The organism is Sphaerisporangium sp. NPDC051011 (assembly GCF_040653595.1).
Taxonomy (GTDB): Bacteria; Actinomycetota; Actinomycetes; order Streptosporangiales; family Streptosporangiaceae; genus Sphaerisporangium.
Genome location: NZ_JBFAGG010000017.1, coordinates 60,010 through 84,886 on the forward strand (window position 1 = coordinate 60,010; position 24,877 = coordinate 84,886).

The window sequence follows — 24,877 nt, forward strand, 5'->3', positions numbered from 1 at the left end:
CTCCATCTTGAGTGATGGTGTAGGGGCCCCATAGATTCCCGTTAGGCCGAGTTGGTGGGGGATCCATGTTCGAGGCACTGGGACTCAACAGCCTGACCGAGTCCGTGTACCTGGCGATGCTGCGGTTCCCCGACGCGGGCGTCAGCGACCTCACCCGGACACTGGCGGTCGACGAAGATCAGGTACGCGCCGCCCTGGACGACCTGGCCAGGATGGCCCTGCTGCGCACCCCGGCGTCCGGCACCGAGACGCCCCGGCCCGTCAACCCCAAGGTCGGCCTCTCGGCGCTGCTGGCCCGTAAGGAGGCGGAGGTCGCCCGCCGCCGGCAGGAGATCGAAGAGACGCGCGTGGCGTTCACCGCGCTGCTGGCCCAGCAGTCCGACACCCGTTCCCGGATGTCCGAGGACGGGGTCGAGCGCGTCGAGGGCATCGACGAGATCCGGGAACGCCTGCGCGAGCTGGCGGCCACGTGCGAGTGGGAGGCGTGCTCGTTCATCCCCGGCGGCGCCCAGTCGGAGGCCAGCCTCACGGCGAGCCGCGAGCTGGACGCCGACGCGATCGAGCGGGGCGTACGGCTGCGGACGATCTACCTGGACAGCGTCCGCAACGACCAGCCCACCTTCGAGTACGCCCAGTGGCTCGCCGGGCTCGGCAGCGAGGTGCGCACCGTGCCGACGCTCCCCCTGCGCATGCTGATCGTCGATCGCAAACTGGCCCTGGTCCCCGTCGACACCGAGAACAGCGCCGCCCTCGCCGTGGAGGTCTCCAACCGCGGCGTGCTCACGGGCCTGGTCGCCCTGTTCAACTCGGTGTGGAAGACCTCGGTGCCGCTCGGCGTGACCCGGCGCCGCGACGACGAGGGCCTGTCGCCGCAGGAGAAGCAGGTGCTGCGGCTGCTGGGCGAGGGGCACACCGACGAGATGATCGCCCGGCGCATGGGCGTCTCGGTCCGTACGGCGAGGCGCGTCGCCTCCACCCTGCTGACCAGGCTGAACGCCCAGAGCCGGTTCCAGGCGGGGGCGCGGGCCGTGGCCAAGGGCTGGATCGATCCCGAGGATCTCGGCTGAGCCGGCCCCGCGGGTCACCCCGTGCCGGGCATCGTCCTGGTCGACAGCACCGCCCACTCCTTGGACGCGGGCGACAGCGCCGCCATCGTCCTGCGGCAGAGCTGCTCGGCGTGCGCCGCCGCCTCCTCGGGCGAGGAGGCGCGCAGATAGAGGCAGAAGACGACGTGGCCGTCCTCGTCCACCAAAAGGTGGACGTGCTCAAGACCGTCCGCCACCGTCGCGCCATCACCAAGCGCCCGGTGCAGGATGCCGAGGGCGACCTGCCAACCGGGCGTGCGGATCTTGATGGCGACGAGGTACATGGCTACATCGTGCGTGATCGCCGTGCCAAGACGTGGAAGAGCCGGCCGAGCCGGCGGTAGGGATCGCGCGCGCCGGCCCGCCACTCCAGCTCGCAGAGATCGTCGAAATCCGGTCCGGGCGGCACGTCGCCCAGATGGTCGGAGAACAGGCGCAGGCCGTACCAGGTGATCGCGGGCGCTCCGGCGTCCGCGAGGATCCCCGAGACCTCCTCGACGAGGTCCGCGCGGTGGGCCAGGTTGTGCCCGCCCTCCTCGACGCCGCTCTCCAGGCCGGCCAGCGCGTCGGCCCAGCGGCCCCGCATGGCCGGGCGCATGGCGATGGCCTCGCGGTTGATGGCCAGCACCGACAGCAGGCCGCCCGGAGCGGCCAGCCGGGTGAGGACGCGCAGCAGACCGGCCGGCTCCGGCAGGTACATCAGGATGCCGTGACAGCACACCACGTCGAATCCGCCCTCGCCGACCAGCGACGGCGCGTCCTCCCCGTACCCGAGCACGGTCCGCACCCGGCCGCGCACGCCCGCGTCCTCGGCGGCGAGCCGCTCCTCGGCCGCCCGCAGCATCGCCGGGTCGGGATCGAGGAGGACGACGTCGTGACCGGCCCTGGCCAGCTCGATCGCCTGGTACCCGGCGCCGCCGCCGACGTCGATGACCCGCTGCGGCCACGGAGCCATGTGCGCCTCCAGGGCGCGGGCCAGCAGGCGCTGGCGCAGCATGCCGAGCACCCCGTCGTTGTGCTGGGCGTACGCCTCCACGAGCGCCGCGGAGTTGGACATCCACGAATTGTCGTACGTCACCGGATCTCCATGGGGTCGATGGTCCAGCGCGCCGCGGACCAGCGGACGAGTTGAGGAACGAGGGTCACCAGCAGCAGCGCGGCGCCCGTCGCGACGGCGCCGCGCGGTCCCGCGAACGTGCCGAGCAGCCCGCCCACGAAGACGCCGCACAGCGTCGCCACCTGCAGCAGGGTGCCCGCCAGCGCCATGACCTTGGCCACGCTTCCCTCCCCGGCGGCGGCCTGCAACGCGCCGAAGATCGTGGCGATCATCAGCGTGCCGCCGAAGCTCCCGCACAGCTCGAACGCCACCACCGTCGCCGCGCCGGTGACGCCCGGGCCGCCGAACGGCAGCAGGGCCGGAGCGCACAGGCTGATCACCGTGCCGATGGCCAGGGTGCGCCCCCCGCCCCGGCGTCCGATGATCCTTCCCACGGTGAGGCCGCCGGTGATCCCGCCGAACGCGCCGAGCCCGAGCAGGAGCCCGATGGCCGACGGGGCGAGCCGCAGGTCGTGGACCATGAACAGGACGAGGACCGGCTGCATGATCCCGTTGACGAACGCCACGGCGCAGCCGGCCCGCATCCCCGATCGCCTGACGAGCGCGACGCCGAGGGTGCACACGTCCCGCACGGCGCCGCGGGTGGCGCGTCCCCGTCCGGTGCCCGCCTCCCCCGGGGGTGCGCCGCCCTCCCGCGCGGGGACCGGCCTGACGCGGGTCAGCAGCAGGGCGGAGGCCACGAAGGACGCCGCGTCGATGAGCACGACCAGCGGCAGCGCCACCACCGACATCAGCGCGGAGCCGATCGCGGGACCGCTGATGTCGGCGACGCTTCTCGTCGCGCTCGTCTTGCCGTTGGCGTCGACGAGGTGCTCGGCCGGCACGATCTGCACCAGCAGCGGACTGGACAGCGACGAGTAGACGCCGAGCGCGAGCGAGGCGAGGCCCGCGAGGGGCAGCAGCGTGGCCAGGCTCAGCACCCCGGCCCACCACAGCACCGGGATCAGCGCCATCACGGCGGCCTGGACGGCGTTGCAGGCGATCATGTAGGGAACCCTGTCGCGCAACGAGTCCGACCAGGCGGCCGCGGGCAGCCTGACCAGCAGGCAGGGGGCCAGTTCCATGAAGGCGAGCCAGGTCATCTGGCCCGGCGTGGCCCCGAGGGTGACCACGCCGATCAGCGGGACGGCCACCATGCTGACCGCCGATCCGAGCTGGGAGACGCCCAGCGCCGACCAGTAGGCGATGAAGCCACGGTCGGGGAAGCGCGTCTCCCTGGCCGTTCCGGCGATCTCCATGGTCATGGCGTGCTCACCACCACGCCCGCCCCATCGGCGGCCGAGACGAACCAGGCCGGGAAGTCGGCGGGGTAGCGCAGCCGTGAGATCTCGTCCAGGCGGGGGATCACCCGCGAGACGCCGTCCACGGTGCGCACCTTGCCGTGCCCGAACTGGGACATGAAGCGGTGGTTGTCGCCGAGGTCGTTCCTGCCGTAGCTGAAGAAGACCCCGAACTTCGGCCGCTCCTGTTCCCGCCGTGCCACGGTGCTCGCGTGCATGAGGCGGCCGTGCCACATCACCACGTCGCCCGCCCGCATGTCCACGGTCTCCCGCAGCGAGCTCGCGGCGAGGGTCCGCGCGGGGACCTCGTACTCCGGGCGCGTCCGGCCGTACCCGTCGAAGGACATCAGGTGAGAGCCGCGGATCACGTCGATCGCGCCGCCGGTCTCCGGGTCGTTGTCCTGCAGATAGAGCCCCGCCTGCACGTGCGTGAAGCCCGGCTCCCAGACGTACTCGTGACCCGGCCCCACGAAGGTCGAGTCGACATGCCACGGGACGTACACGTTCTGCCGCGCCGTGCAGTTCGGGTAGAGGACGGGGTGCTCGCCGAGCAGCCGCCGGGCGACGGAGACGATCCGCTCGCGCAGCGGGATCTCGGCCAGCTCGGGGGTGGCGAGGAAATCGGAGGTCATCATCTCCGCCTCGCCGGTCCCGGTGAGGTTGTCGGCGCAGACCTTGCGGGCGCGCTCGACCTCCCCGGCGTCCAGGACGCCTCTGATGACGACGTAGCCGCGGTCGGCGAACGCCTCCTCGATGGTCATGGCCGCGTCCTACCGCTTGACCCGGCCCTGTCGACCCGGCAGGCCAGGGTCTCGAGCTGCCCGAAGCCGAGGCCGCAGCAGTCGCCGGTGATGTCCTCGTCGAGCGCGTCCACCGGGTGGGGGACGTCGGTGGGCACCACACGGTTCAGGTCGATCGGCTCGGGGTCGTCGTCCACCCACACCAGCGCGCCGTTGGTGATCAGGTCCAGGTGCACGTCGGCGACGTAGGGGACCCGCGCCAGGCTCTGGTTGTGCTGGCCGAAGCCCAGGTGGACGCCGCAGCGCCGCTCGTTGATGTGGGAGTTCGCGGGGATGAACTCGTCGATGCCGAAGTTGGTGCCGAGCCCGAGCTCCCCGACGTTGCGTCCGTGCGGGCTGTCCAGGCAGAGCTGGAACATCTCCTCCAGAGCGGGGTCGGCGCAGGTCAGACTGAGGGCCTTGCTGTTCTCGACCTCGATCCACACCGGGTGGTCGGCGAGCCTCGCCGGGAGCGAGGTGATGACGTTGGCGTTGTACGCGCCGTCGGCGACGAAGATGCCGTCCACCTTGGCGGGATACGTCGCGATCTCGCCCGCGGGCAGGATGGTGAAGCCACCCGGACGCCACACACCCCGGTTGCTGACCCACTGGTAGCGGTCGGAGTCGATCTCGATCGTGAGGTCGGTGCCGCCGTCGCTCTTCACCCGGATCTTCTTGGCCGGCTTGATCCGGTGCAGCAGGGAGGCGTTGAGCGCCGACAGCTCGGTCGGCGTGACGTTGAGCGCCTTGGTGAAGAACTCGGTCGAGGCGCTGATGAGCCTCGTGACCATGATGCGGTCGTGGCCGTACCGGCTGAGCAGGGGCGCGAAGACGTTGAAGTGCGACATGGTGTCGCGTTCCATCGTGAGCACCACCAGGCGGCCGGGCAGGGTGGCCGGGTCGGGCAGGACCTCGTCCAGCCGCGCGCCGAACGTGGGGTCCACCAGCGGGCGCATCGCCAGGATCTCGGGGGCGAACCCGCGCTGCCGCAGGGCCAGCGCCACCCAGGCGGCCGGTTCACGGCTGTCGGGCGTGTAGGCGATGACGAACCGGTCGCTGTCGGACGCCATCACGTAGTCGTCGAGGAGGACCTTGACCCCTTGGAAGACACTTTCGTCGGGAAATGAAAACGTCATTTCTGAATCCAGCCTTTTTTAACGGTTCCTACGGTTCCTACGGTTCCTGCGGTTCCAGCGGTTCCTGCGATGAGGCCCCCACCGCCTCGGCCGTTCCCCCGGGAACGGCCGAGGCGGTGGATGGATTTACCAGGGCGGCGGTCAGGCCCGGTAGGTCGTGTAGGAAATGGTCCAGCCGAGGTTGCCGTTCTCGTCCTCGTCCGACTCGGTCGCCTCCGGCTCGACGGCGGCCATGGCACCGATCAGCTTCTCGAGCTCGTCCTTGGCAGACATGTGGTCTCCTTCGTGGAGTTCGCCGGCACCTTGCCGACAACCACGATGTTTCGCCGCCGGGGCGCCGGCCGAAAGTGGTGAAATGCTGTCAGCTCCGGCGGCGGCCGATACCGGCCAGCCCGTCCCGACTGTGGACTGTTGTTGTCCCGGCAGCCTCATGCCAGCCCCGCGGTGGTGACCCCGGCCCCGATGGACGGTAGAAATCATCTCAGCAGGGACACATCGAAACGGAGGCGGAAATGCTTCGGCTGACGGGAATGGCGAATCCGTGGAGTTCGGCGCTCATCCTCGTGCCCGCGGCGGCCACGGGCCGGGGTCACGACGGCGTGAACCCCGGGACGACCCTTTCAAACGGCTTCAGCTGGGATTAGGAGAAGCCCGAAATGTACGTGTGCATTTGCGCGACGACGGCCAAGCCCGAATTCGGCTCCGCGACCAAGAACGGCGCCTACAGCAAAGAGACCCTCGGCGACACGTGCGGTGCCAGCACCGGGTGCGGCAACTGCCAGAACGCCGGCGACGACCCGGTCGCCACGCTGCCCTTCTGATCGAGACTCGGTCAGGCCGGTTCAGGCCGGTTCAGACCCTCAGCACCTGGACGCCGGCCTCGGTGAAGGCGCCCGCCGCGGCGTCCGACAGCCCCGAGTCCGTGATCAGCGTATGGATGCGGTCGATGCCGCAGATGCGGGCGAAGGCGCGGCGTCCGATCTTGGAGGCGTCGGTGACGGCCACGACGCGCGCCGCCCGGCCGATCAGCAGGTTGTTCACGCTGGCCTCGCCCTCGTGATGGGCGAAGGCGCCGGCCTCGGCGTCGATGGCGTCGACGCCGAGGAACGCGATGTCCAGCGTCACCTGCTCCAGCACCCCCGACGACAGCGGGCCGATCAGCTCGTACGACTGCGGCCTCGCCACCCCGCCTGTCACGACGAGCTTGACGTTCTGCCGCACGGTCAGCTCGGCCGCGATGTTCAGGGCGTTGGTCACCACGGTGAGCCGCGCGCCGGGGTCGGCGCGCGCGGCCAGCGTCCGCGCGACCTCGGAGGTCGTGGTGCCGCCGTTCAGGCCGACGACGGCGCCGGGCGCCACCATCTCGGCCGCCGCCTCGGCGATGCGCTGTTTCTCCCCGGCGTGCCGGGCCGTCTTGTAGCGCAGCGGGAGGTCGTAGCTGACGCTCTGCGCGACGGCGCCGCCGCGGGTGCGCATGAGCATCTGCTGCTGGGCCAGCTCGTCGAAGTCGCGCCGGATCGTCGCCGTGGACACGTCGAGCGTCTCGGCGGCCTCCTCGACCGTCAGCCGCCCCTGCTGAGCGAGAAGCTCCAGAAGGGCGTTCCAGCGTTCATACCGGCTCATGACTCCAAAGCGTGGCACAAGAACGCCGTCACTGACGCGCCGGTGGATCCTCGGTCTGGCACTGCACAATCATGCTCATTAGTGCTATACAAAGTGCAGAACCCGGCTTCGAGGAGGCCCCATGGCAGGGCACACCGAGTCCGAGATCGCCTCTCAGCCCGTTGGAGCCGCGCCGCCGAGCTCGCGCCGGCCGTCCCCCTGCCGCGTCCCGGCGAGCGGGTCGCCGTGGCCCGCGCGCACGCCCGCGGAATGGACCCCGACCAGCCACTGCACCTCACCCGATCTGTGATCCTGTCCTCATGAGCATCACACTCGCCGACGCCCGCGTCGTCACTCCCGGCGGCGTGCACGAGGGCTGGATCACCATCGAGGACGGCCGCTTCACCCACATCGGGCGAGGGCAGGCCCCCCGCGACGGGCACAGCCTCGCCGGGCGGCACGTCGTCCCCGGCTTCGTCGACATCCACTCCCACGGCGGGGCCGGGGGCTCCTTCCCCTCGGGCGACCAGGAGGAGGCGCGGCGCATCGCCGCCTTCCACGCCCGGCACGGCACCACGACCATCATGGCCAGCCTGGTGACCGCCGCGCCGTCCGACCTCGCCCGCGCGACCGCCGCCCTGGCCGACCTGTGCGACGACGGGCTGCTGGCCGGCATCCACTTCGAGGGGCCCTACATCGCGCGGTCCCGGTGCGGCGCGCACGACCCCGCGCTGCTGCGCGACCCCTCCACGGCGGAGCTGGCGGACCTGCTCAAGGCCGGGCGCGGCCACGTGCGCATGCTCACCATCGCCCCCGAGCTTCCCCGCGGGCTCGACACCGTCCGCGCGGCCGTGTCCGAGGGCGTGATCGCCGCGCTGGGGCACAGCGACTCGACCTACGACCAGGCCCGCGAGGCCATCGACGCCGGCTGCACCGTCGCCACCCACCTCTACAACGCGCTGCCGCCGCTGCACCACCGCGACCCCGGGCCGATGGCGGCGCTGCTCCAGGACGAGCGCGTCACGGTCGAGCTGATCAACGACGGGGTCCACGTGCACCCGGCCATGGTCGGTCTCGCGCACGGCGTCGCGGGCACCGCCCGCACCGCGCTCATCACCGACGCGATGGGGGCCACCGGCATGGGCGACGGCGTCTACCGGCTCGGCTCCATGGAGGTCGAGGTCTCCGGCGGCACCGCGCGGCTGGTGGAGGGCGGGGCCATCGCGGGCAGCACGCTGACCATGGACGTCGCCTTCCGGCGCACCGTCGAACAGGTCGGGCTGCCGCTCGCCGAGGCATCCGTCATGGCGTCCCTGACCCCGGCGCGCGTCCTCGGCGTGGACGACCGCGTCGGCTCGATCGCCGTGGGCAAGGACGCCGACCTGGTCGTCCTCAACGACGACCTGACCGTCCACTCCGTGATGCGCCAAGGCACCTGGCTGACCTGACCGGCCCGCCGGCGCGCCCGGAGCGGACGTCCGGTCCACTCCGGGCGTGCCCAAGGCACGGGCGGCGAGACGGCCTTCGTCGTCAGTGGGTGTGCGGGGCGACGACGACCTCGACGCGCTGGAACTCCTTCAGGTCGGAGTAGCCGGCCGTGGCCATCGTGCGGCGCAGGGCGCCCATCAGGTTCATCGAGCCGTCGGCGACGCTGGACGGGCCGTGCAGGATCTGCGCCATCGTGCCGATGGTGCCGACCTCCACGCGGGCGCCGCGCGGCAGCTCGCCGTGGTGGGCCTCCGACCCCCAGTGGTGACCCCGGCCCGGGGCCTCCGCCGCCCGGGCGAGCGGCGAGCCGACCATCACCGCGTCGGACCCGCAGGCGATCGCCTTGGCGATGTCGCCGGAGCTGGTCATGCCGCCGTCGGCGATGACGTGGACGTACCGGCCGCCCGACTCGTCGAGGTAGTCGCGGCGGGCGGCGGCGACGTCGCCGATCGCGGTGGCCATCGGGACGGCCACGCCCAGCACCGTCCGGGTGGTGTGGCCCGAGCCACCGCCGAAGCCCACGAGCACGCCCGCGGCGCCGGTGCGCATGAGGTGGAGGGCGGCGGTGTAGGTGGCGCAGCCGCCGACGATCACCGGGACGTCCAGCTCGTAGATGAACTGCTTGAGGTTCAACGGCTCGGCCCGGCCGGAGACGTGCTCGGCCGAGACCGTGGTGCCGCGGATGACGAAGATGTCGGCCCCGGCGTCGATCACGGCCTTGTAGTGCTGCGCGGTGCGCTGCGGCGACAGCCGCGCGGCGGCGGTCACGCCGGCGGACCTGATCTCTTCGATGCGGCGGCCGATGAGCTCGTCGCTGATCGGCGCGGCGTAGATCTCCTGGAGGCGCTTGGTCGCGGCCTCACCGCGCAGCTCGGCGACCTCCGACAGCAGCGACGAGGGGTCCTCGTAGCGGGTCCAGAGCCCTTCCAGGTCGAGCACGGCGAGCCCGCCGAGCCGCCCGATCTCGATGGCCGTCTTCGGCGAGACCACGCTGTCCATCGGGCTCACCACGACGGGCAGGTCGAAGCGGTAGGCGTCGATCTGCCAGGAGATCGAGACCTCCTCGGGGTCGCGGGTGCGCCGCGAGGGCACGATGCCGATCTCGTCCAGGGCGTAGCCCCGGCGCCCGCTCTTGCCGCGCCCGATTTCTACCTGAGTCATGCTTTTCGTCGTTCCCGTCGTCTGGAAAACCGGTGTACTCGTGGTGACTATGCCCCGACCGACGCCTGCCGGCCCGCGCCGCCCCCCCGCCGTGCGGGCTCCGGGCGGGCGGGAGTCAGCGCCTGTGGTAGTTGGGCGCCTCCACGGTCATCTGGATGTCGTGGGGGTGGCTCTCTGTGAGGCCGGCCGCCGTGATCGGCATGAGCATGGCGTTCTCGTGGAGCTCTTCGATGGTGCGGGCGCCGGTGTACCACATGCCCTGACGCAGGCCGCCGACGAGCTGGTGGGCGACGGCCGCGACCGGGCCCCGGTAGGGGACCTGGCCCTCGATGCCCTCGGGGATGAACTTGTCGTCGCCGGAGACGGCCTCCTGGGCGTAGCGGTCCTTGCTGAAGGAGCCGCCGCGCTCGCGGTTGCGCACCGCGCCGAGCGAGCCCATGCCCCGGTAGGACTTGAACTGCTTGCCGTTGATGAAGATCAGCTCGCCGGGCGACTCCTCGCACCCGGCCAGCAGCGAGCCCAGCATCACGGTGTTGGCGCCGGCGGCGAGGGCCTTGGCGATGTCGCCGGAGTACTGGAGGCCGCCGTCGCCGATCACCGGCACGCCGGCCGGGCCACAGGCCAGGGACGCCTCGTGGATCGCGGTGACCTGGGGCGCGCCGACGCCCGCCACGACGCGGGTGGTGCAGATGGAGCCGGGGCCCACCCCGACCTTGACGGCGTCGGCGCCCGCGTCGATCAGCGCCTGCGCGCCCGCCCGCGTGGCGACGTTGCCGCCGATGACGTCGACCCGGCCGTTCGCCTTGATCTTGGCGATCATGTCGCACACGCCGCGCGAGTGACCGTGGGCGGTGTCGACGACGATGACGTCCACACCCGCCTCGACCAGGGCCATCGCGCGGTGCTCGGCGTCGCCCGCGACCCCGACGGCCGCCCCGACGACCAGGCGGCCGTCGGCGTCCTTGGTCGCGAGAGGATATTGCTCGCTCTTGGTGAAGTCTTTGACGGTGATGAGGCCGCGCAGCCTGCCGTCCGGGTCGACGATCGGGAGCTTCTCCACCTTGTTGTGGCGCAGCAGGCGGAAAGCCTCGTCGCGGGACACGCCGACCGGTGCCGTGACCAGGGGCATTGAGGTCATGACCTCGTGGACCGGGCGCTTGAGGTCGCTCTCGAAGCGCATGTCGCGGTTGGTCACGATGCCCACGAGGACGCCGTGCTCGTCGGTGACCGGGACGCCGGAGATGCGGTACTCGGCGCACAGGGCCTCGACGTCGGCGAGGGTGTCGCCGGGCGCGCAGGTCACGGGGTTGGTGACCATGCCGGCCTCGGAACGCTTGACCAGGTCGGCCTGCTGGGCCTGGTCGGCGATGGACAGGTTGCGGTGGAGCACGCCGAGCCCGCCCTGCCGCGCCATCGCCACGGCCATGCGCGCCTCGGTGACGGTGTCCATCGCGGCGGACACCAGCGGGATGCGCAAGGTGATCGACCTGGACAGGCGGGTGGTGGTGTCGGCCTCACCCGGCTGCAGGTCGGAATACGCGGGCACCAGGAGCACGTCGTCGAACGTGAGCCCGGGTTCGGTGAACTTGGCCATCTACGACCCTCCTGCCATGGCGCGCTGAAGATACTGATGGGGTCAGGCGCCCGCCCCCGCAGCCAGTTTAGTGTCCCGCTGGTCACAGCCACTGCGGACCTGTGGATAACCTGACGGCGACCGCTCGGTCACCGATCGCCCACGGGCGGCCCACGACAGGGTAGGTCGGTTTACTGGTTCACCACCACTTGCCCTCATCAGGGTAGGTGGGGGTCATAAGGTGGAATGCGTGCTGGAAGAAGTCCCCCGCGATCCCTTCGCGGACGACCCGAACGACCCCGCCGCGGCGCTGGGCGAGCTCGACGACTCCGAGCCCCTGACGTCGGCCGAGCGCGACGAGGCGCTCACCGACCTCGCCGACGTGGAGGTCTTCCGCTCCCTGCTGGAGCCGCAGGGCGTGCTCGGGCTGGTGCTCGACTGCCCGGAGTGCGGCGAGCAGCATTACTTCGACTGGGATCTGCTGCGCGGCAACCTGCGGCAGATGATCGACCACGGGCGCCCGCAGGTGCACGAGCCCGCGTTCGAGCCCGACCCCTCCGACTACGTCACCTGGGAGTACGCCCGGGGTTACGTCGACGGGGTGATCGACACCGAAGAGAGCCGCTGATCGACGTCCTCGGTGAGGGCGCGCAGCAGGCTCACCACGGCATCCTCCTGCTCGCCGGGCGCCTCGCGCCGCGCGAGCGCGTCGATGATCGCGTCCGTCCTGAGCACCTGGGGGTCGGTCTCGGCCCCGCGTTTTCGGAGCGAACGCGCCGGATGGACAGCGGTCAAGCTATCGACTCCATCTCGGCCATCGCCCGAAGCCTTGCCAGTGCCCGATGCTGGGCGACCCGAACCGCACCTGGTGACATACCGAGTACGTTACCCGTCTCCTCGGCCGACAGTCCCGAGACCACACGCAAAATGATCAGTTCGCGCTGGTTCTCGGGAAGGCGCGAGAGCAGCTCCCGGGCGTGCGCCGCCTCGATGTACCGGACGACGGTCTCCTCCGGCCCCGGCCCCTGGTCCGGCCCGTCCGGAAGGTCCTGCGTCGGCACGGCCGAGCGGACCGAGCTGCGCAGGGCGTCCGCGACCTTGTGGGAGGCGATGCCGAAGACGAAGGAGGCGAACGGGCGGCCCATGTCGCGGTAGCGCGGCAGGGCCGCCAGCACCGCGATGCAGACCTCCTGGGCCACGTCGTCGGCTATGTGGTAATGACCGGACACCCGGCCCAATCGAGCACGGCAATAGCGCACCACCATCGGGCGCAACTGCCCCAGCAATGATTCGATCGCGGTGCGATCCCCCTGGACGGCAAGGCTCGTCAGTTCCCTGAGGTCGGACTCGTCCGATCTCGTCGCAAGCCTTACCCCAGTCTTGGCGTCGGCGACGCATCCCTCGGTCACGTTAGGCATGATGCCCGCCACGATCGCGCATGTCGTCATGGTGAACGGATACGGATTGGTCACATTGACGCGACGATAACGCAGGGTAATCAATCGCACACAGTCGCGTTTGCGCATTTCACGCGTGCCACCGAATTCGCGGGATATTCGCCAGATGTCTCACCTGCTCGCCGGGGGGCTCGACTGACGCCCGGGGCCGCCGATCGGTTTACCCCGGCGTCAAATCCGCGACCGCGAAAATCGATTCAACAAAAAGCACGGCCCGCGTCCGTGGGGACGCGGGCCGTGCTCGGAGCCGTACCGGGGCGGGGCCCAGGCTCAGTGGCCGTGACCGTGGCCGTGACCCTGGCCGGCGGCGGCCGGGGACTCCTCCTCGGGCTTGTCGACCACGAGGGCCTCGGTCGTGAGCAGCATGCCGGCGATGGACGCGGCGTTCTGCACGGCCGAGCGGGTGACCTTCACCGGGTCGATGACGCCCTGGGCGACCAGGTCGCCGTACTCGCCGGTCGCGGCGTTGAGGCCGTGGCCGACCGGCAGCTCGCTGATCTTCGAGGTGACGACGTAGCCCTCCTGGCCGGCGTTCTCGGCGATCCAGCGGGCGGGCTCGACGAGCGCCCGGCGGACGATGGTGACGCCGGTGGCCTCGTCCCCGGTCAGGCCGAGGTCGTCGAGGTCCTTGGACAGGTGCACGAGCGCGGAGCCACCGCCGGAGACGATGCCCTCCTCGATCGCGGCGCGGGTCGCGGAGATCGCGTCCTCGAGACGGTGCTTCTTCTCCTTGAGCTCGACCTCGGTGGCCGCGCCGACGCGGAGGATGCAGATGCCCCCGGACAGCTTGGCGAGGCGCTCCTGGAGCTTCTCGCGGTCCCAGTCGGAGTCGGTCTGCTCGATGGCGTACTGGATCTCGCGGACGCGGTCGGCGATCGCCTGCGGGTCGCCGGCGCCGTCGACGATGGTCGAGTTGTCCTTGGTGACCACGATGCGGCGGGCGGTGCCGAGCACCTCGGTGCCGACGTTGTCCAGCTTGAGGCCGAGCTCCTCGGAGACCACCTGGCCGCCGGTGAGGATCGCGATGTCCTGCAGCATGGCCTTGCGGCGGTCGCCGAAGCCGGGGGCCTTGACCGCGACGGAGGTGAACGTGCCGCGGATCTTGTTGGTGACCAGGACGGCAAGGGCCTCGCCCTCGACGTCCTCGGCGACCACGAACAGCGGCTTCTTGGTCTGGGCGACCTTCTCCAGCAGCGGCAGGAACTCGGCGATCGAGGCGATCTTGCCGCTGGTCAGCAGCACGTAGGCGTCCTCGAGCACGGCCTCCATGCGCTCGGGGTCCGTCACCATGTAGGGCGACAGGTAGCCCTTGTCGAACTGGAGACCTTCGGTGAACTCCAGCTCCAGGCCCATGGTGTTGGACTCTTCGACGGTGATCACACCGTCCTTGCCGACCTTGTCGAAGGCCTCGGCGATGAGCTCGCCGATCTTGGCGTCCTGCGCGGAGATCGTGGCGACGTTGGCGATCTCCTTCTTGTCCTCGACCGGGCGGGAGCGCTCGAGGAGGCGGTCGCTGACGGCGCGGGCGGCCAGGTCGATGCCGCGCTTCAGCGACAGCGGGGAGGCGCCGGCGGCGACGTTGCGCAGGCCCTCGCGCACCATGGCCTGGGCCAGGACGGTGGCGGTGGTGGTGCCGTCACCCGCGACGTCGTTGGTCTTGGTCGCCACTTCCTTGGCGAGCTGGGCGCCGAGGTTCTCGTAAGGCTTGTCGAGCTCGACCTCACGGGCGATCGTCACGCCGTCGTTCGTGATCGTGGGGGCGCCGAACTTCTTGTCGATGACGACGTTACGGCCGCGCGGCCCGAGGGTCACCTTGACCGCGTCCGCGAGGGCGTTCACACCACGCTCGAGAGCGCGCCGCGCGTCCTCGTCGAACTCCAGGATCTTGGGCATTTAAGGTCCTCTCAGCGTCAGAGGCCCCGGGGCCTCAGTGACAGGACCCCGGGGCATGACACGCGTATTTTGTAAGGCTCCGGACTGGCTAGTCGCCGGCGCGTTCCGGGCTTTACTTCTCGATGATCGCGAGAACGTCACGGGCGGAGAGCACGAGGTACTCCTCGCCGCCGTACTTGACCTCGGTACCGCCGTACTTGCTGTAGAGGACGACGTCCCCTTCCTTGACGTCGAGCGGAATGCGCTTCTCGCCGTCCTCGTCCCAGTTGCCGGGGCCCACCGCGAGGACCTTGCCCTCTTGCGGCTTCTCCTTGGCGGTGTCCGGGATGACCAGACCGGAAGCGGTCGTCTGCTCGGCCTCAAGCGGCTGAACCACGATGCGGTCGCCGAGCGGCTTAACGGGAACCTTGGTGGCGGTCGTCACGATCGGACCTCCCCTTCAGATTTGTGGTGATGAGCTGAAGAGGCGACCAGCGGCCTGCCGTCGCGGGTGTCAGACCTGCCTCGTCGCATTTTCGTCTTGGCACTCTCAATGGGCGAGTGCCAACACTGAACAGTATGCAAGCCCGCCGACGCAGTCAACACGGACAGGCCGTCCCAGCTCAGAACGCTTTCTCCCCCGCGCGAACACACCATACGACTCGCCCCGAATGTCCGTATTGACCGAAGGCTAGTGCCCAGTCGGCAGTGATCGGGCCGCCCGCCGCCGCCGGAGCCGTCCCGCGGACGCTAGCGTCGGGAGGCATGGAGCTTGAGGCCTTCCGTGAGTTGCTGACGCCGCGTGGACAGGAGGCGCTCGGTGAGGCCGTGGCTGCGGTCGCGGGGGACGCCGATCCGCTGCCGGCCGCGAGCCGGCTCAGGAAGAGCTACGACGCGCCCCTCACCGGCGCCGCGCTCACGCAGGCGCGGCTACGGGCGCGCGGTGCCGTGAAGTTCGGCGAGGACGCCGCGCGCATGTACTTCACCCCCGACGGCCTGGAGCAGGCGACCCGCGCGGAGGTCGCCGCCCACCGCGCCCGCCGGTTCGCGCCGGGCACGCGGGTGGCGGACGCCTGCTGCGGCATCGGCGGCGACCTGATCGCCCTGGCCCGCGCCGGCTGCCAGGTGGACGCCGTGGACCTGGACCCGCTCACCGTGGAGGTCGCCCGGGCCAACGCCGCCGCGCTGGGCCTCGCCGGCCGCGTCACCGTCCGCGTGGGCGAGGCGTCCGAGATCGAGCCCGAAGCCTACGACGTGCTGTTCGCCGACCCCGCGCGCCGCTCGACCGGCAGGCGCGTCTTCGACCCGATGGCCTACTCCCCGCCCTGGCCGGTCGTGCTCGGCCTCGTGGCGCGGGCGCGCGCGGCCTGCCTGAAGGTCGCGCCCGGCATCCCGTACGAGCTGATCCCCGAGGGCGCCGAGGCCGAGTGGGTGTCCTACCGGGGCGAGGTCAAGGAGGCCGTCCTGTGGACCGGCGACCTCGCCGCGCGCCCCGGCGGCGGCCCCGGCAGCAGGGCGACGATGCTGCCGTCCGGCGAGACGCTCACCGCCGACCCCTCGCTCGGGCCCGCCGGGCACGGCCCCGTGGCGCGATACCTGTACGAACCGGACGGCGCCGCGATCCGCGCGCACCTGGTGGCCGAGGTCGCCGCCCTGGTGGACGGCCACCTGATCGACCCGCAGATCGCCTACATCACCGGCGACGCCCCCGTGAGCACGCCGTGGGCGGCGCGGTACGAGGTGCTGGAGACGCTGCCCTTCTCGCTGAAGCGCCTGCGCGCGGCGCTGCGCGAGCGCGAGATCGGCACGGTGACGCTGAAGAAGCGCGGCTCCGCGCTGGACCTGGAGCGCCTACGAAAAGATCTCCGTCTTTCTGGCGATAAATCGTGCGTCGTCGCCCTGACCCGCATCGGCGCGCGTCCTTTCGCTTTCATCTGCCGGCCCGCGTGAACTCGACCGCCGGACGTGCGCGATATTCACGTACCACCGCGCTGACCTGCGCCAATGGCTCATATCCCGCCGAACCCGCCATAATCACGAAGTTTTAAAGTCGGCCCCGAAAGTCTTCCGCCGAGCCACTACAGTTGGCCAGCGCGGGATTTTGGCCCGATCGATCGCCGACCCGCCTCTTTCGTCAAGAACGTCGACCAATTCGTCGTGCCACGACGACCAGGGACCGACCCCACCGCCGTGCGGCCGAGCGCCCGCGAGTGAAGGAGCTTCCGGTGGATCACTCCAACCACACCCTCCTCCAGGCGGGCGACCAGACCGCCATCTCCGACAGGATGCGCGAGCTCCTCGCCCGGGCGGCCCAGGACCACGTCTACGAACAGCGCACCCAGGGGGCCGTTCTCGACGAGATCCGGCAACGGCTCGAAGGCATGGAGTGGCTCCTTCGCGAGGTCCGCGAGCGCGAGCTCGGCGGCCTCAGCGGCGCGCTGGAGGGGGTCAGCGGGCGGCTCGGCGAGCTCACCACCCGGCCGCCCGTGTGGGCCGAGGGCCTGGCCCAGCATGTCGAGGCCGTGCGCGACCGGGTGGACGGCGTGGGCAACCGCCTCGCCGGGCTCGGCGACCGCATCGAGGTCGTCAGCGACCGCGTCAAGCCGATCGCCGACCTGTCCGGCCTGTGGACCGACCTCGCCACGGTCCGCGAAGGCGTCGCCGAGGCCCTCAAGCGCCTCCAGGCCGTGCTGGACGGGGGCCAGGCGATCCCCGAGCGCCTCGGCGAGTTCGGGCGCCGCCTGGACCGGCTCGCCTCCAGCATGGAGGCCGCGGGCGGCCGGTTCACCCGCCTGGACAAGGCGCTGACCGACCTCGCCCAGCGCACCGAGCGGCTGGAGGGCGGCGTCCTCGACCTCACCGAGGGCCTGGAGGAGACCCTGCCCTCGGCGATCGACCGCCTCACGAGCACCGTCGAGCGGCTGGCCGGCAAGCTGGACGGCGTGAGCACCAGGCTGGAGGCCGCCGAGACGCGCCTGAGCGAGCGCCTCGACGCGGTGGACGGGCGCGTGGCCGGCGTCGAGACCCACCTGGCCGGCATGGACGGCTCGCTCGCGGCCCTCCCCGGGCGCTTCGACGACGTCGACAGCCACCTGGGCGCCGTGCGCGGCCGCTTCGACACGGTGGACGCCCGGCTGCGCGGCCTGGACGAGCGCGTCGAGGCCGAGGGCGCCCGCCTCGCCGTGCTGGACGACCTGGGCGAGCGGCTCACCGGCGTCGGCACCGGGCTGACCGGCCTCGACCGGCGGCTCACCGACGTGGACGGCCGCCTCACCGCGTTCGATCAGCGGTTCACCGGCATCGACGGCGCCCTGTCGCGCCACGACGAGCGTTTCGGCACGATCGACGCGAACTTCGAGGACGTCAACGAGCGACTGGAGATGGTCGACGACCGCGTGGAGGCCGTCAACCAGCGCGTCGGCCGGCTCCCCGCGCTGCTGGAGGTCGGCGAGGTGCACAAGCGCGTCGGCGAGCTCCTCGACGCCAAGGGCGACGACCAGGGCAGGCGGTTCGACCGCATCGACGAGAAGCTCGCCGAGACCGTCGCGTCCCTGCCCCCGCTGGGGGAGCTGATCGAGCTGGTGCGGGCCCGCCCCGACCGCGACCAGCTCTCGAAGACCGTGGACGAGGTCGTCCAGCCCGCCCGCACCGACCTCACCCGCAGGCTCGGCGCCCTGGAGGAGACGATGCTCGCCCTCGCGGAAGCCCTGCTGCGGCCGGCCCGCCCCGTCAAGGACTGATGCTGCCGCGCCTCCGGCACGGCGGTTCGGAGCGCCCCTTAGGCGGCGTTCTTCCGCCCTCGCACGCAAGGGATCGTCCCCCACTCTCGCGCCCGAGGACTCCAGAACACCGCCGCGCCCCGAACAGGATCAGAGCGAAGCGCGCAATAGACACAACACGATCACATGTGGACGGTGGTGATCGGCAGTGAGGAGTCGGCCGGGATGTCCAGGGGCGAGGGGCCGATGCCCGCGGCGACCAGCTCGGAGCCGAGCGCGGCGATCATCGCGCCGTTGTCCGTGCACAGCCCCGGGCGCGGCACGCGCAGCCGCACCCCGGCGGCGTCGCACCGCTCCTGCGCCAGCGCCCGCAGCCGTGAGTTGGCCGCGACGCCGCCGCCGATCAGCAGGTCCTTCACGTCGTACCGCTGACACGCCTGCAGCGCCTTGCGGGTCAGCACGTCCACGACGGCCTCCTGGAAGGACGCGGCGACGTCCGCGACCGGCACGGCCTCCCCCGCGCGCTCCTTGGCCTCGACCCAGCGGGCGACCGCGGTCTTCAGGCCGGAGAACGAGAAGTCCAGCGTGCCGTCGTCGTACTTGCCCCTCGGGAAGGCGACCGCCGCCCCCGACCCCCGCGCGGCGGCGCGGTCGATGTGAGGCCCGCCCGGGAAGGGCAGGCCGAGCACCCGGGCGACCTTGTCGAACGCCTCGCCCGCGGCGTCGTCCACCGTCGAGCCGAGCGAGATCACGTCCTTGGCGACGTCGGGCACGAGCAGCAGCGAGGAGTGGCCTCCCGAGACCAGCAGCGCGATCGACGGCTTGGGAAGCGGGCCGTGTTCGAGCTGGTCCACGGCGACGTGGGCGGCGAGGTGGTTCACTCCGTACAGCGGCACCCCGAGGCCCATCGCGTACGCCTTGGCGGCGGCGACGCCCACCAGCAGCGCGCCCGCGAGCCCGGGGCCCGCCGTCACGGCCACGGCGTCGATGTCGGAGAAGCGCACGCCCGCCTGTTCGAGGGCGCGCTCGACCGTCGGCGTCATCGCCTCCAGGTGGGCGCGCGAGGCCACCTCGGGTACGACGCCGCCGAACCGGGCGTGCTCCTCCACGCTGGAGGCGACGGCGTTGGCGAGCAGGGTCTGCCCGCGCACGATGCCGACCCCCGTCTCGTCGCACGAGGTCTCGATGCCCAGCACCAAGGGCTCGTCAGCCATCTCGATCATCCCCCTGGCCGTTCAGCGACCTCATCATCATGATCGCGTCGGTTCCGTCGTCGTAGTAGTTACGGCGCAGGCCGATGCGCTCGAACCCGAAGCGCTTGTACATCGCCTGCGCGGGCGGATTGTCCGCGCGGACCTCCAGGAACACCGCCGTCACGCCCCGGCGCGCGGCCTCGGCGAGAAGCTCGGTCAGCATCGCGCTGCCGATGCCGGACCGCTGGCGGCTCGCGAGCACCGCGATCGTCTGCACGTCCGCCTGGTCGGCCGCCGCCGCGAGGCCCGCGTACCCGACGATCTCGTCGCCGGCCACGGCCACGATGTAGTGGCGGCTGCGCGGCTGGTCGGCCAGCTCGCCCCGCAGCATGCCCTCGCTCCACGCGTCCAGCGGGAACGTCGAGCGCTCGATGGCGAGGACGGCGGGCAGGTCGGCCTCGGTCATCTGCCGCAGCGTCGCCGCGCTCAGGCTGCGGCCCTCCGCCGGGCTCACGCCGTGACCTTCTTCGGCGGGCCAGGCACGTGGGCGTCCGGACGGCGCAGGTAGATCGGGTGCGGCAGGGTCAGCACGGCGTCGTGGGGGGCGGGCCCGGAGACCTGATCGGCGTGGCCGCCGGCCGTGAGCGTCAGGCGTTCGGCGGCCAGCGCGGCCAGGGCCCCGGCGCTCGGATACTCGGGAGCGCCCGCCACCAGACGCGCCTCGCCGAGCACGTCCGCGTGCAGGCGCGCGCCCGCGCCGACCAGGGGCAGGCCGCCGGGCACGTCGGCGGGGCGGTCCACGGACGGCCCCGAGACCCGCGTGCGCATGTCCGCGTACTTGGCCCAGAACACTTCTTTTCGCCGCGCGTCCGTCGCGACGAGGAACGGCTCGGACAGCCCGCTCGCGTAGGCGAGGACGTCCAGCGAGCACAGGCCGTACGCCGTGACGCCCGTCGTGGTCGCCAGGGCCTGGGCGGTCATCAGCCCGACCCGCAACCCGGTGTACGGCCCCGGTCCCGACCCGGCCACGATCGCCGTGACGTCCGCGAGCGCCGCCCCCGCCTCCCGCAGCACCTCGCGCACGGACGGAATCAGCAGCTCACCGTGCCGCCGAGCGTCAACCGTCGTGACCTCGGCCAGCACACGCTCGCCGTCGTGAAGCGCGGCGGTGACGGCGGGAGTCGCAGTATCGAAAGCCAAGACCAGCACAAACCTCAAGCGTAGTGGCTACCGGACCCCGCCTGGGCGGCTCGGTCGCTCTCACACCCGCGGATCGGAGACGGGCCCCACCAGCGCCGCGTAGACGATCACATTGTCCAGGTATTCGTGGGTCTTGCGGTCGAAGACGCCGCCGCAGGTGACCAGGCGGAGGCCGTCGTCCACGTAGACGCGTTCGGACGGGAAGCGGTCCTTGGAGATCTGTTCCACCGACTCGACGCGGTACTGGGCGGTCTTGCCGTCGCTGCGCAGGACCTTGATGACGGCGCCCTTCTTGACCTCGCGGAGGTGGTAGAAGACGGCGGGGGCGGTCTTGGTGTCGACGTGGCCGATGATCACCGAGGGCCCCTCGTCGCCGGGGACGACGCTCTGGTCGAACCAGCCCGCCGTCGAGGGCTTCTCGAACGGCGGCAGCTCGACCTCCCCGTCGTCGGCGAGCCCGAGCTTCATCAGCGGGGCCTTCAGGCCGAGCGAGGGGATGTCGAGTCGTTTCGGGACGGCGGCCGTGACGCGGGGCGCCTCGGCCTCCTTACGGGGCCCGCCGGTGAGGGCGTACATCACCGTGCCCACGACGAAGCCCGTCACCAGGATCTTCAACCACTTGGGGGTGTCGGCCATCGGCGGGAGGCGTGTTCGGGGGTCAGCGCGACCTGGAGTTGTGCCGTGCCAGGGCGACGCCGCCGCCGAGGGCCGCGAGCAGCGCCACGACGGTCACGGCCGTCGGGATGCCGGACGGCTCGTCCACGGACGCGGCGCCCGCCGCCGTGCCGCCGCCTCCGGCCCGGGGCGCGTGGCTGGGCACGACGCGCGTCCGGGTGGGCTTGGGCTCCGCGCGGGCGGTGAGGGTGAGCGTGGTCCTGCCGGTGTCGTTGGTGCCGTCGCACTTGACGTCGACCTGGTAGCTGCCGGGCCGGGCGTCCTCGTCGACGAGCGCGAAGCCGTGCACCTCGGGCGACGGCGCCGAGGTGACCGGGGTGGACGACGCGGCGGGGGTGGACGGCGGGGGCTGGGTGAGGGTGACGACGCCGGTGAAGGAGTTGGACCGCGCCGTCGCGCGGTAGTCGGTGCCGCCCTGGGGCACCGGGCAGAACGCCAGGACGCGGACCGACCGCGAGGCCCCGCTCCGCACCTTGTCCGGGACGAGCTGGACGCGAATGTCCTGCCTGCTGACCGTTGGACTCGGCGCCGAACTCGCGCCGGTCTGGGCTTCGGCGGTGCACGCGACGCCGCCTAAGAGAAGGAATGCACCCGACACCGCGACCCGCCCGACCCTGTGCACCGTCGCACTCCACTTCGCCGTACGATCCGACCCCGCCCGATACGACCGCACCTGGGCTTTACCTAACCTGCATACCCAGAAATGACAGGCCAATCCATCGGCTCGATCTTCATTACCGATGATCCGCAACATCTCAGGAGTGCGTCAATACAGGCAAGATTACCGGTCTAGATCGGCGGACGCGGGCCATCCGGGGAGGCGCCGGCATCGTTCCACCGCGCCCCGACCCCCCGGACCTCGACGAACCGCTCCTCGCCGGTCTCGCCGCGCCGGATCGACACCTCCAGCCGGTCGTCCGCCAGCCCTTCGACCAGGCCCTCACCCCACTCGACGACGGTCACCGAGTCCTCCAGGGAGGCGTCCAGGTCCAGGTCGTCGACCTCCAGCGCGCCGCCGATGCGGTAGGCGTCGGCGTGGACCAGCGCGGGGCCGTCGGCCAGCGGGGGATGGACCCGGGCGATCACGAACGTCGGCGAGGTGATCGGGCCGCGGACCTTCAGGCCCTCGGCGAGGCCCTGCACGAGGGTGGTCTTGCCGGCGCCGAGCGGCCCCGACAGCACCATCAGGTCGCCGGGGCGGAGCAGCCGGGCGAGCTCCTCACCCAGGGCGCGCATGTCTTCGGTCGTGGGCACGTGCCGTGAAAGGCTCATACGGCCTCCTTCCCCTCCCCCGCGGAACGGCCGCCCGCGTCCTCGGCGCGCTTGATCAGCTCGGTGAGGGACTGGTTCACGGCGTCGGGCCTCTCCAGGAGCACCAGGTGGGAGGCGCCGTCGATGACGGTCAGCCGGGCGCCGGGCAGGCCCGCGCTGATCGCCCTGCTGTGGTCCGGTGGCGTCAGCCAGTCGCCCGCGCCCACGATGATCTCGGTGGGCACCTTGTCGAGCACGCCGAGCGCGGCCAGCTTGTCGTGGGACATCAGGGCCGGGTAGAAGTCGGCGATGACGTCGGTGGGCGTGGAGCGGATCATCGACTCGGCGAAGTCGACCACCGTCGGGCTGATCGAGGACGGATCGCCGAACGCGAGGTAGCGCAGCGCCAGGAAGGACACGTCGTTGCCCGCCTGCCTGCCCTTGTCGATCAGCGCGGCGCGGCGGCCCAGCAGGGAGACGGCGGGCGCCGCCGCCCAGTGGACGGCCTTGGAGAACAGGGCGGGGAGCCCGAGGGTGATCTCGGCGAGCTTGCCCGCGGAGGTGGAGATCAGCGCGACGCCGCGCACCTTGTCGCCGAACAGCTCGGGGTGGCTGTCGGCCAGGGCCATCACCGTCATGCCGCCCATGGAGTGGCCCACGAGCACGCACGGCCCCGGGACCAGCGTCTTGAGGACCTCGGCGAGGTCGGCGCCCAGGCGGTCGATCGTGCAGTCCTCGGCGGGGGTGCGGGTGGAGCGGCCGTGGCAGCGCTGGTCCCAGAGCACCACGCGGTGGGTGCGGCGCAGGTCACGGCGCTGGTAGTGCCAGGAGTCGAGGTTGAGCGTGTAGCCGTGGCAGAGGACGACCGTCAGCGGCGCGTCCTCGGGCCCGTCGACCTCGGCGTACAGCTCGACCCCGTCGGAGGTCTCGACCATGACCGGACGGCCGCGCAGCTCACCGAAGGGCTCACTCGCCTCCAGGTCGGGCCTGAGGCGGATGCGCCCCACGGCGTACCTTTTGGCGAGGGCGGCGGCCGCCACGCCCGCCGACGCGGTTCCGACGATCGCCCCCGCGATGCCGACCCTGCGGCGTGTGGGCATCCCGACCTCCTCTTAACGGTAAACGCGCGGAACGCGTGAACCAATCCTGGTCACGATCTCATGAGTGATCGTGCCAAGGGAATCCGCCCATTCCTGCGCGGTCGGCTCCCCGTCCGTACCCGGCCCGAACAGCACGACCTCGTCTCCTTCCGCGATCGGGTCGTCCCCGACGTCGATCATGAACTGGTCCATGCAGACCCGCCCGGCGACCCGGCGGCGGCGCCCGGCCGCGAGCACCTCGGCGCGGTTGCCGGCGCCGCGCAGCACGCCGTCGGCGTACCCGAGGGGGACCAGGGCGATGGTGGTCTCGCGCTCGGTCGTGTAGAGGTGCCCGTACGACACCCCCGTGCCGGGCGGCACACGCTTGGCCAGGGCGACGCGTGCGGTGAGCGTCATCGCCGGGCGCAGGCCGAAGTCGCCGAGCTCGGGGATGGGGCTGAGGCCGTACACCGCGATGCCGGGGCGGACCATGTCGTAGTGGGTGCCGGGCAGCGACACCGTGGCGGCCGAGTTGGCGAGGTGGCGCAGGACGTGCGACCCGTTGACCCCGGCCTTCTCGGCGAGGCCCACCGCGTCGTCGAACTCGGCGATCTGACGGGCGATCGAAGGGTGGCCGGGGATGTCGGCGCAGGCGAAGTGGGACCACAGGCCGGCGATCTCGATCGTGCCCTCGGCCTGGGCGGCGAGCGCGCGGTCGAGCAGCGCGGGCCACTCGCGGGAGGTCGCGCCGCCGCGCGTGATGCCTGTGTCGATCTTGAGGTGGACGCGCGCCACGCGGCCGGTGCTCCGGGCGGCCCCGGCGATCTCACCGACCAGCCAGGGGGCTCCCGCCGACAGCTCGACGCCGGCCGTGAGCGCCTCGTCAAGGGGCTCGCCCGGCGTGAGGATCCAGGACAGGACGGGCGCCGTGACGCCGGCCGCGCGCAGCTCGAGAGCCTCACGCAGGTAGGCGGTGCCGAGGCGGGTGGCTCCGCCCTCCAGGGCGGCGCGCGCGCAGGGCACCATGCCGTGCCCGTAGCCGTCGGCCTTGACGGCGACCATCATCTCGGGGGCACGGGAGTGCTCGCGCAGGAGGGCCACGTTGTGCCTGATCGCCGAGAGATCGACCCGGGCCTCGGCAGGTGTGACGAGGGAACCGCGGATGGGGAAACTCACCCTTTCAGTCTCGCAGGATCGCGCCCGTGGCCGT

27 protein-coding genes are annotated in these 24,877 nt (G+C 71.5%); 6 read left to right on the forward strand and 21 right to left on the reverse strand.

The window, feature by feature from the left end:
* Positions 1-65 precede the first annotated feature (65 nt).
* Complete coding sequence (locus AB0H21_RS32425) at positions 66-1,067, forward strand: LuxR C-terminal-related transcriptional regulator (RefSeq protein WP_358524360.1); 1,002 nt, start codon at positions 66-68, stop codon at positions 1,065-1,067.
* A gap of 14 nt (positions 1,068-1,081) precedes the next feature.
* Here the strand turns inward: AB0H21_RS32425 and AB0H21_RS32430 are convergent, their stop codons facing one another.
* From AB0H21_RS32430 to AB0H21_RS32455, 6 genes are all read right to left on the reverse strand, one after another.
* Positions 1,082-1,369 (reverse strand): hypothetical protein, encoded by a 288-nt coding sequence (locus AB0H21_RS32430; protein WP_358524362.1) that lies wholly within the window; start codon positions 1,367-1,369, stop codon positions 1,082-1,084.
* Positions 1,370-1,371: 2 nt separating this feature from the next.
* Positions 1,372-2,163 (reverse strand): methyltransferase, encoded by a 792-nt coding sequence (locus AB0H21_RS32435; RefSeq protein ID WP_358524364.1) that lies wholly within the window; start codon positions 2,161-2,163, stop codon positions 1,372-1,374.
* Positions 2,160-3,446, reverse strand: a complete 1,287-nt coding sequence (locus AB0H21_RS32440; protein WP_358524367.1) for an MFS transporter — start codon at positions 3,444-3,446, stop codon at positions 2,160-2,162. The genes AB0H21_RS32435 and AB0H21_RS32440 overlap by 4 nt, the downstream gene beginning before the upstream one ends.
* Positions 3,443-4,243 (reverse strand): phytanoyl-CoA dioxygenase family protein, encoded by an 801-nt coding sequence (locus tag AB0H21_RS32445; RefSeq protein ID WP_358524370.1) that lies wholly within the window; start codon positions 4,241-4,243, stop codon positions 3,443-3,445. The genes AB0H21_RS32440 and AB0H21_RS32445 overlap by 4 nt, the downstream gene beginning before the upstream one ends.
* The gene (locus tag AB0H21_RS32450; protein WP_358524373.1) at positions 4,240-5,397 is read right to left on the reverse strand and encodes a hypothetical protein; all 1,158 of its coding nucleotides are present in this window, start codon (positions 5,395-5,397) and stop codon (positions 4,240-4,242) included. Before AB0H21_RS32450 ends, AB0H21_RS32445 begins: the two co-directional genes overlap by 4 nt.
* A gap of 141 nt (positions 5,398-5,538) precedes the next feature.
* Positions 5,539-5,670, reverse strand: coding sequence for a hypothetical protein (locus tag AB0H21_RS32455; protein WP_358524376.1), 132 nt, complete (start codon positions 5,668-5,670; stop codon positions 5,539-5,541).
* 383 nt (positions 5,671-6,053) lie between these two features.
* Here AB0H21_RS32455 and AB0H21_RS32460 point away from each other — a divergent pair, with 383 nt between their 5' ends.
* Complete coding sequence (locus AB0H21_RS32460; protein ID WP_358524378.1) at positions 6,054-6,218, forward strand: hypothetical protein; 165 nt, start codon at positions 6,054-6,056, stop codon at positions 6,216-6,218.
* Between the two features lie 31 nt (positions 6,219-6,249).
* Here AB0H21_RS32460 and AB0H21_RS32465 read toward each other — a convergent pair whose 3' ends face one another.
* On the reverse strand, positions 6,250-7,020 hold the full coding sequence (locus tag AB0H21_RS32465) for a DeoR/GlpR family DNA-binding transcription regulator (RefSeq protein ID WP_358524381.1): 771 nt from the start codon (positions 7,018-7,020) through the stop codon (positions 6,250-6,252).
* A 299-nt stretch (positions 7,021-7,319) separates the two neighbouring features.
* On the opposite strand from AB0H21_RS32465, the gene nagA reads away from it, so the two are divergent.
* Entirely contained in the window at positions 7,320-8,447 is a 1,128-nt protein-coding gene (nagA, locus tag AB0H21_RS32470) for an N-acetylglucosamine-6-phosphate deacetylase (RefSeq protein WP_358524384.1), read from the forward strand.
* Positions 8,448-8,529: 82 nt separating this feature from the next.
* On the opposite strand, the gene AB0H21_RS32475 is transcribed toward nagA, so the two are convergent.
* Both AB0H21_RS32475 and guaB read right to left on the reverse strand, forming a co-directional pair.
* Positions 8,530-9,648 (reverse strand): GuaB3 family IMP dehydrogenase-related protein, encoded by a 1,119-nt coding sequence (locus tag AB0H21_RS32475; RefSeq protein WP_358524386.1) that lies wholly within the window; start codon positions 9,646-9,648, stop codon positions 8,530-8,532.
* 115 nt (positions 9,649-9,763) lie between these two features.
* On the reverse strand, positions 9,764-11,242 hold the full coding sequence (gene guaB / locus AB0H21_RS32480; protein ID WP_358524388.1) for an IMP dehydrogenase: 1,479 nt from the start codon (positions 11,240-11,242) through the stop codon (positions 9,764-9,766).
* A 229-nt stretch (positions 11,243-11,471) separates the two neighbouring features.
* Here guaB and AB0H21_RS32485 point away from each other — a divergent pair, with 229 nt between their 5' ends.
* The gene (locus AB0H21_RS32485) at positions 11,472-11,849 is read left to right on the forward strand and encodes a DUF5319 domain-containing protein (protein WP_358524390.1); all 378 of its coding nucleotides are present in this window, start codon (positions 11,472-11,474) and stop codon (positions 11,847-11,849) included.
* Here AB0H21_RS32485 and AB0H21_RS32490 read toward each other — a convergent pair.
* The 4 genes from AB0H21_RS32490 to groES all read right to left on the reverse strand — a co-directional run bounded on the left by AB0H21_RS32490 (position 11,810) and on the right by groES (position 14,998).
* Positions 11,810-12,016, reverse strand: a complete 207-nt coding sequence (locus AB0H21_RS32490; protein WP_358524393.1) for a hypothetical protein — start codon at positions 12,014-12,016, stop codon at positions 11,810-11,812. The two genes, AB0H21_RS32485 and AB0H21_RS32490, sit on opposite strands and share 40 nt — an antisense overlap.
* Positions 12,013-12,639, reverse strand: a complete 627-nt coding sequence (locus AB0H21_RS32495) for a sigma-70 family RNA polymerase sigma factor (RefSeq protein ID WP_358524592.1) — start codon at positions 12,637-12,639, stop codon at positions 12,013-12,015. The genes AB0H21_RS32490 and AB0H21_RS32495 overlap by 4 nt, the downstream gene beginning before the upstream one ends.
* A gap of 309 nt (positions 12,640-12,948) precedes the next feature.
* On the reverse strand, positions 12,949-14,571 hold the full coding sequence (groL, locus tag AB0H21_RS32500) for a chaperonin GroEL (RefSeq protein WP_358524396.1): 1,623 nt from the start codon (positions 14,569-14,571) through the stop codon (positions 12,949-12,951).
* Between the two features lie 112 nt (positions 14,572-14,683).
* Positions 14,684-14,998 carry a co-chaperone GroES gene (gene groES / locus AB0H21_RS32505; RefSeq protein WP_082776538.1) on the reverse strand — a complete coding sequence of 105 codons (315 nt, stop codon included), beginning with the start codon at positions 14,996-14,998 and terminating at the stop codon, positions 14,684-14,686.
* Positions 14,999-15,315: 317 nt separating this feature from the next.
* On the opposite strand from groES, the gene AB0H21_RS32510 reads away from it, so the two are divergent.
* Both AB0H21_RS32510 and AB0H21_RS32515 read left to right on the forward strand, forming a co-directional pair.
* Positions 15,316-16,500 carry a class I SAM-dependent methyltransferase gene (locus AB0H21_RS32510; protein ID WP_358524399.1) on the forward strand — a complete coding sequence of 395 codons (1,185 nt, stop codon included), beginning with the start codon at positions 15,316-15,318 and terminating at the stop codon, positions 16,498-16,500.
* Positions 16,501-16,775: 275 nt separating this feature from the next.
* Entirely contained in the window at positions 16,776-18,290 is a 1,515-nt protein-coding gene (locus AB0H21_RS32515; protein ID WP_358524401.1) for a hypothetical protein, read from the forward strand.
* 161 nt (positions 18,291-18,451) lie between these two features.
* On the opposite strand, the gene tsaD is transcribed toward AB0H21_RS32515, so the two are convergent.
* The 8 genes from tsaD to alr all read right to left on the reverse strand — a co-directional run bounded on the left by tsaD (position 18,452) and on the right by alr (position 24,843).
* Positions 18,452-19,483 carry a tRNA (adenosine(37)-N6)-threonylcarbamoyltransferase complex transferase subunit TsaD gene (gene tsaD, locus AB0H21_RS32520; protein ID WP_358524403.1) on the reverse strand — a complete coding sequence of 344 codons (1,032 nt, stop codon included), beginning with the start codon at positions 19,481-19,483 and terminating at the stop codon, positions 18,452-18,454.
* Positions 19,476-19,928, reverse strand: coding sequence for a ribosomal protein S18-alanine N-acetyltransferase (gene rimI, locus AB0H21_RS32525; protein WP_358524595.1), 453 nt, complete (start codon positions 19,926-19,928; stop codon positions 19,476-19,478). Before rimI ends, tsaD begins: the two co-directional genes overlap by 8 nt.
* A gap of 44 nt (positions 19,929-19,972) precedes the next feature.
* Positions 19,973-20,671: a tRNA (adenosine(37)-N6)-threonylcarbamoyltransferase complex dimerization subunit type 1 TsaB gene (tsaB, locus tag AB0H21_RS32530; RefSeq protein WP_358524405.1), complete on the reverse strand. Its 699-nt coding sequence runs from the start codon at positions 20,669-20,671 to the stop codon at positions 19,973-19,975.
* Between the two features lie 51 nt (positions 20,672-20,722).
* Positions 20,723-21,298 (reverse strand): class F sortase, encoded by a 576-nt coding sequence (locus tag AB0H21_RS32535; protein WP_358524408.1) that lies wholly within the window; start codon positions 21,296-21,298, stop codon positions 20,723-20,725.
* Between the two features lie 22 nt (positions 21,299-21,320).
* A complete protein-coding gene (locus AB0H21_RS32540) occupies positions 21,321-21,959 on the reverse strand; it encodes a hypothetical protein (protein WP_358524410.1) in 639 nt (212 codons plus the stop codon).
* Positions 21,960-22,126: 167 nt separating this feature from the next.
* Entirely contained in the window at positions 22,127-22,609 is a 483-nt protein-coding gene (tsaE, locus tag AB0H21_RS32545) for a tRNA (adenosine(37)-N6)-threonylcarbamoyltransferase complex ATPase subunit type 1 TsaE (protein ID WP_358524413.1), read from the reverse strand.
* Positions 22,606-23,688: an alpha/beta hydrolase gene (locus tag AB0H21_RS32550; RefSeq protein ID WP_358524415.1), complete on the reverse strand. Its 1,083-nt coding sequence runs from the start codon at positions 23,686-23,688 to the stop codon at positions 22,606-22,608. The genes tsaE and AB0H21_RS32550 overlap by 4 nt, the downstream gene beginning before the upstream one ends.
* 12 nt (positions 23,689-23,700) lie before the next feature.
* Positions 23,701-24,843, reverse strand: a complete 1,143-nt coding sequence (alr, locus tag AB0H21_RS32555; RefSeq protein WP_358524418.1) for an alanine racemase — start codon at positions 24,841-24,843, stop codon at positions 23,701-23,703.
* Positions 24,844-24,877: the final 34 nt, after the last annotated feature.

Coding starts and splice junctions, on each gene's coding strand:
- AB0H21_RS32440 (WP_358524367.1), bottom strand. CDS start 3,446: ATGACCATGGAGATCGCCGGAACGGCCAGGGAGACGCGCTTCCCCGAC.
- AB0H21_RS32535 (WP_358524408.1), bottom strand. CDS start 21,298: ATGGCCGACACCCCCAAGTGGTTGAAGATCCTGGTGACGGGCTTCGTC.
- AB0H21_RS32510 (WP_358524399.1), top strand. CDS start 15,316: ATGGAGCTTGAGGCCTTCCGTGAGTTGCTGACGCCGCGTGGACAGGAG.
- rimI (WP_358524595.1), bottom strand. CDS start 19,928: ATGACCGAGGCCGACCTGCCCGCCGTCCTCGCCATCGAGCGCTCGACG.
- AB0H21_RS32425 (WP_358524360.1), top strand. CDS start 66: ATGTTCGAGGCACTGGGACTCAACAGCCTGACCGAGTCCGTGTACCTG.
- AB0H21_RS32450 (WP_358524373.1), bottom strand. CDS start 5,397: ATGACGTTTTCATTTCCCGACGAAAGTGTCTTCCAAGGGGTCAAGGTC.
- AB0H21_RS32445 (WP_358524370.1), bottom strand. CDS start 4,243: ATGACCATCGAGGAGGCGTTCGCCGACCGCGGCTACGTCGTCATCAGA.
- tsaE (WP_358524413.1), bottom strand. CDS start 22,609: ATGAGCCTTTCACGGCACGTGCCCACGACCGAAGACATGCGCGCCCTG.
- AB0H21_RS32475 (WP_358524386.1), bottom strand. CDS start 9,648: ATGACTCAGGTAGAAATCGGGCGCGGCAAGAGCGGGCGCCGGGGCTAC.
- AB0H21_RS32550 (WP_358524415.1), bottom strand. CDS start 23,688: ATGCCCACACGCCGCAGGGTCGGCATCGCGGGGGCGATCGTCGGAACC.
- AB0H21_RS32460 (WP_358524378.1), top strand. CDS start 6,054: ATGTACGTGTGCATTTGCGCGACGACGGCCAAGCCCGAATTCGGCTCC.
- AB0H21_RS32455 (WP_358524376.1), bottom strand. CDS start 5,670: ATGTCTGCCAAGGACGAGCTCGAGAAGCTGATCGGTGCCATGGCCGCC.
- nagA (WP_358524384.1), top strand. CDS start 7,320: ATGAGCATCACACTCGCCGACGCCCGCGTCGTCACTCCCGGCGGCGTG.
- groL (WP_358524396.1), bottom strand. CDS start 14,571: ATGCCCAAGATCCTGGAGTTCGACGAGGACGCGCGGCGCGCTCTCGAG.
- tsaD (WP_358524403.1), bottom strand. CDS start 19,483: ATGGCTGACGAGCCCTTGGTGCTGGGCATCGAGACCTCGTGCGACGAG.
- AB0H21_RS32465 (WP_358524381.1), bottom strand. CDS start 7,020: ATGAGCCGGTATGAACGCTGGAACGCCCTTCTGGAGCTTCTCGCTCAG.
- guaB (WP_358524388.1), bottom strand. CDS start 11,242: ATGGCCAAGTTCACCGAACCCGGGCTCACGTTCGACGACGTGCTCCTG.
- AB0H21_RS32430 (WP_358524362.1), bottom strand. CDS start 1,369: ATGTACCTCGTCGCCATCAAGATCCGCACGCCCGGTTGGCAGGTCGCC.
- AB0H21_RS32495 (WP_358524592.1), bottom strand. CDS start 12,639: ATGCCTAACGTGACCGAGGGATGCGTCGCCGACGCCAAGACTGGGGTA.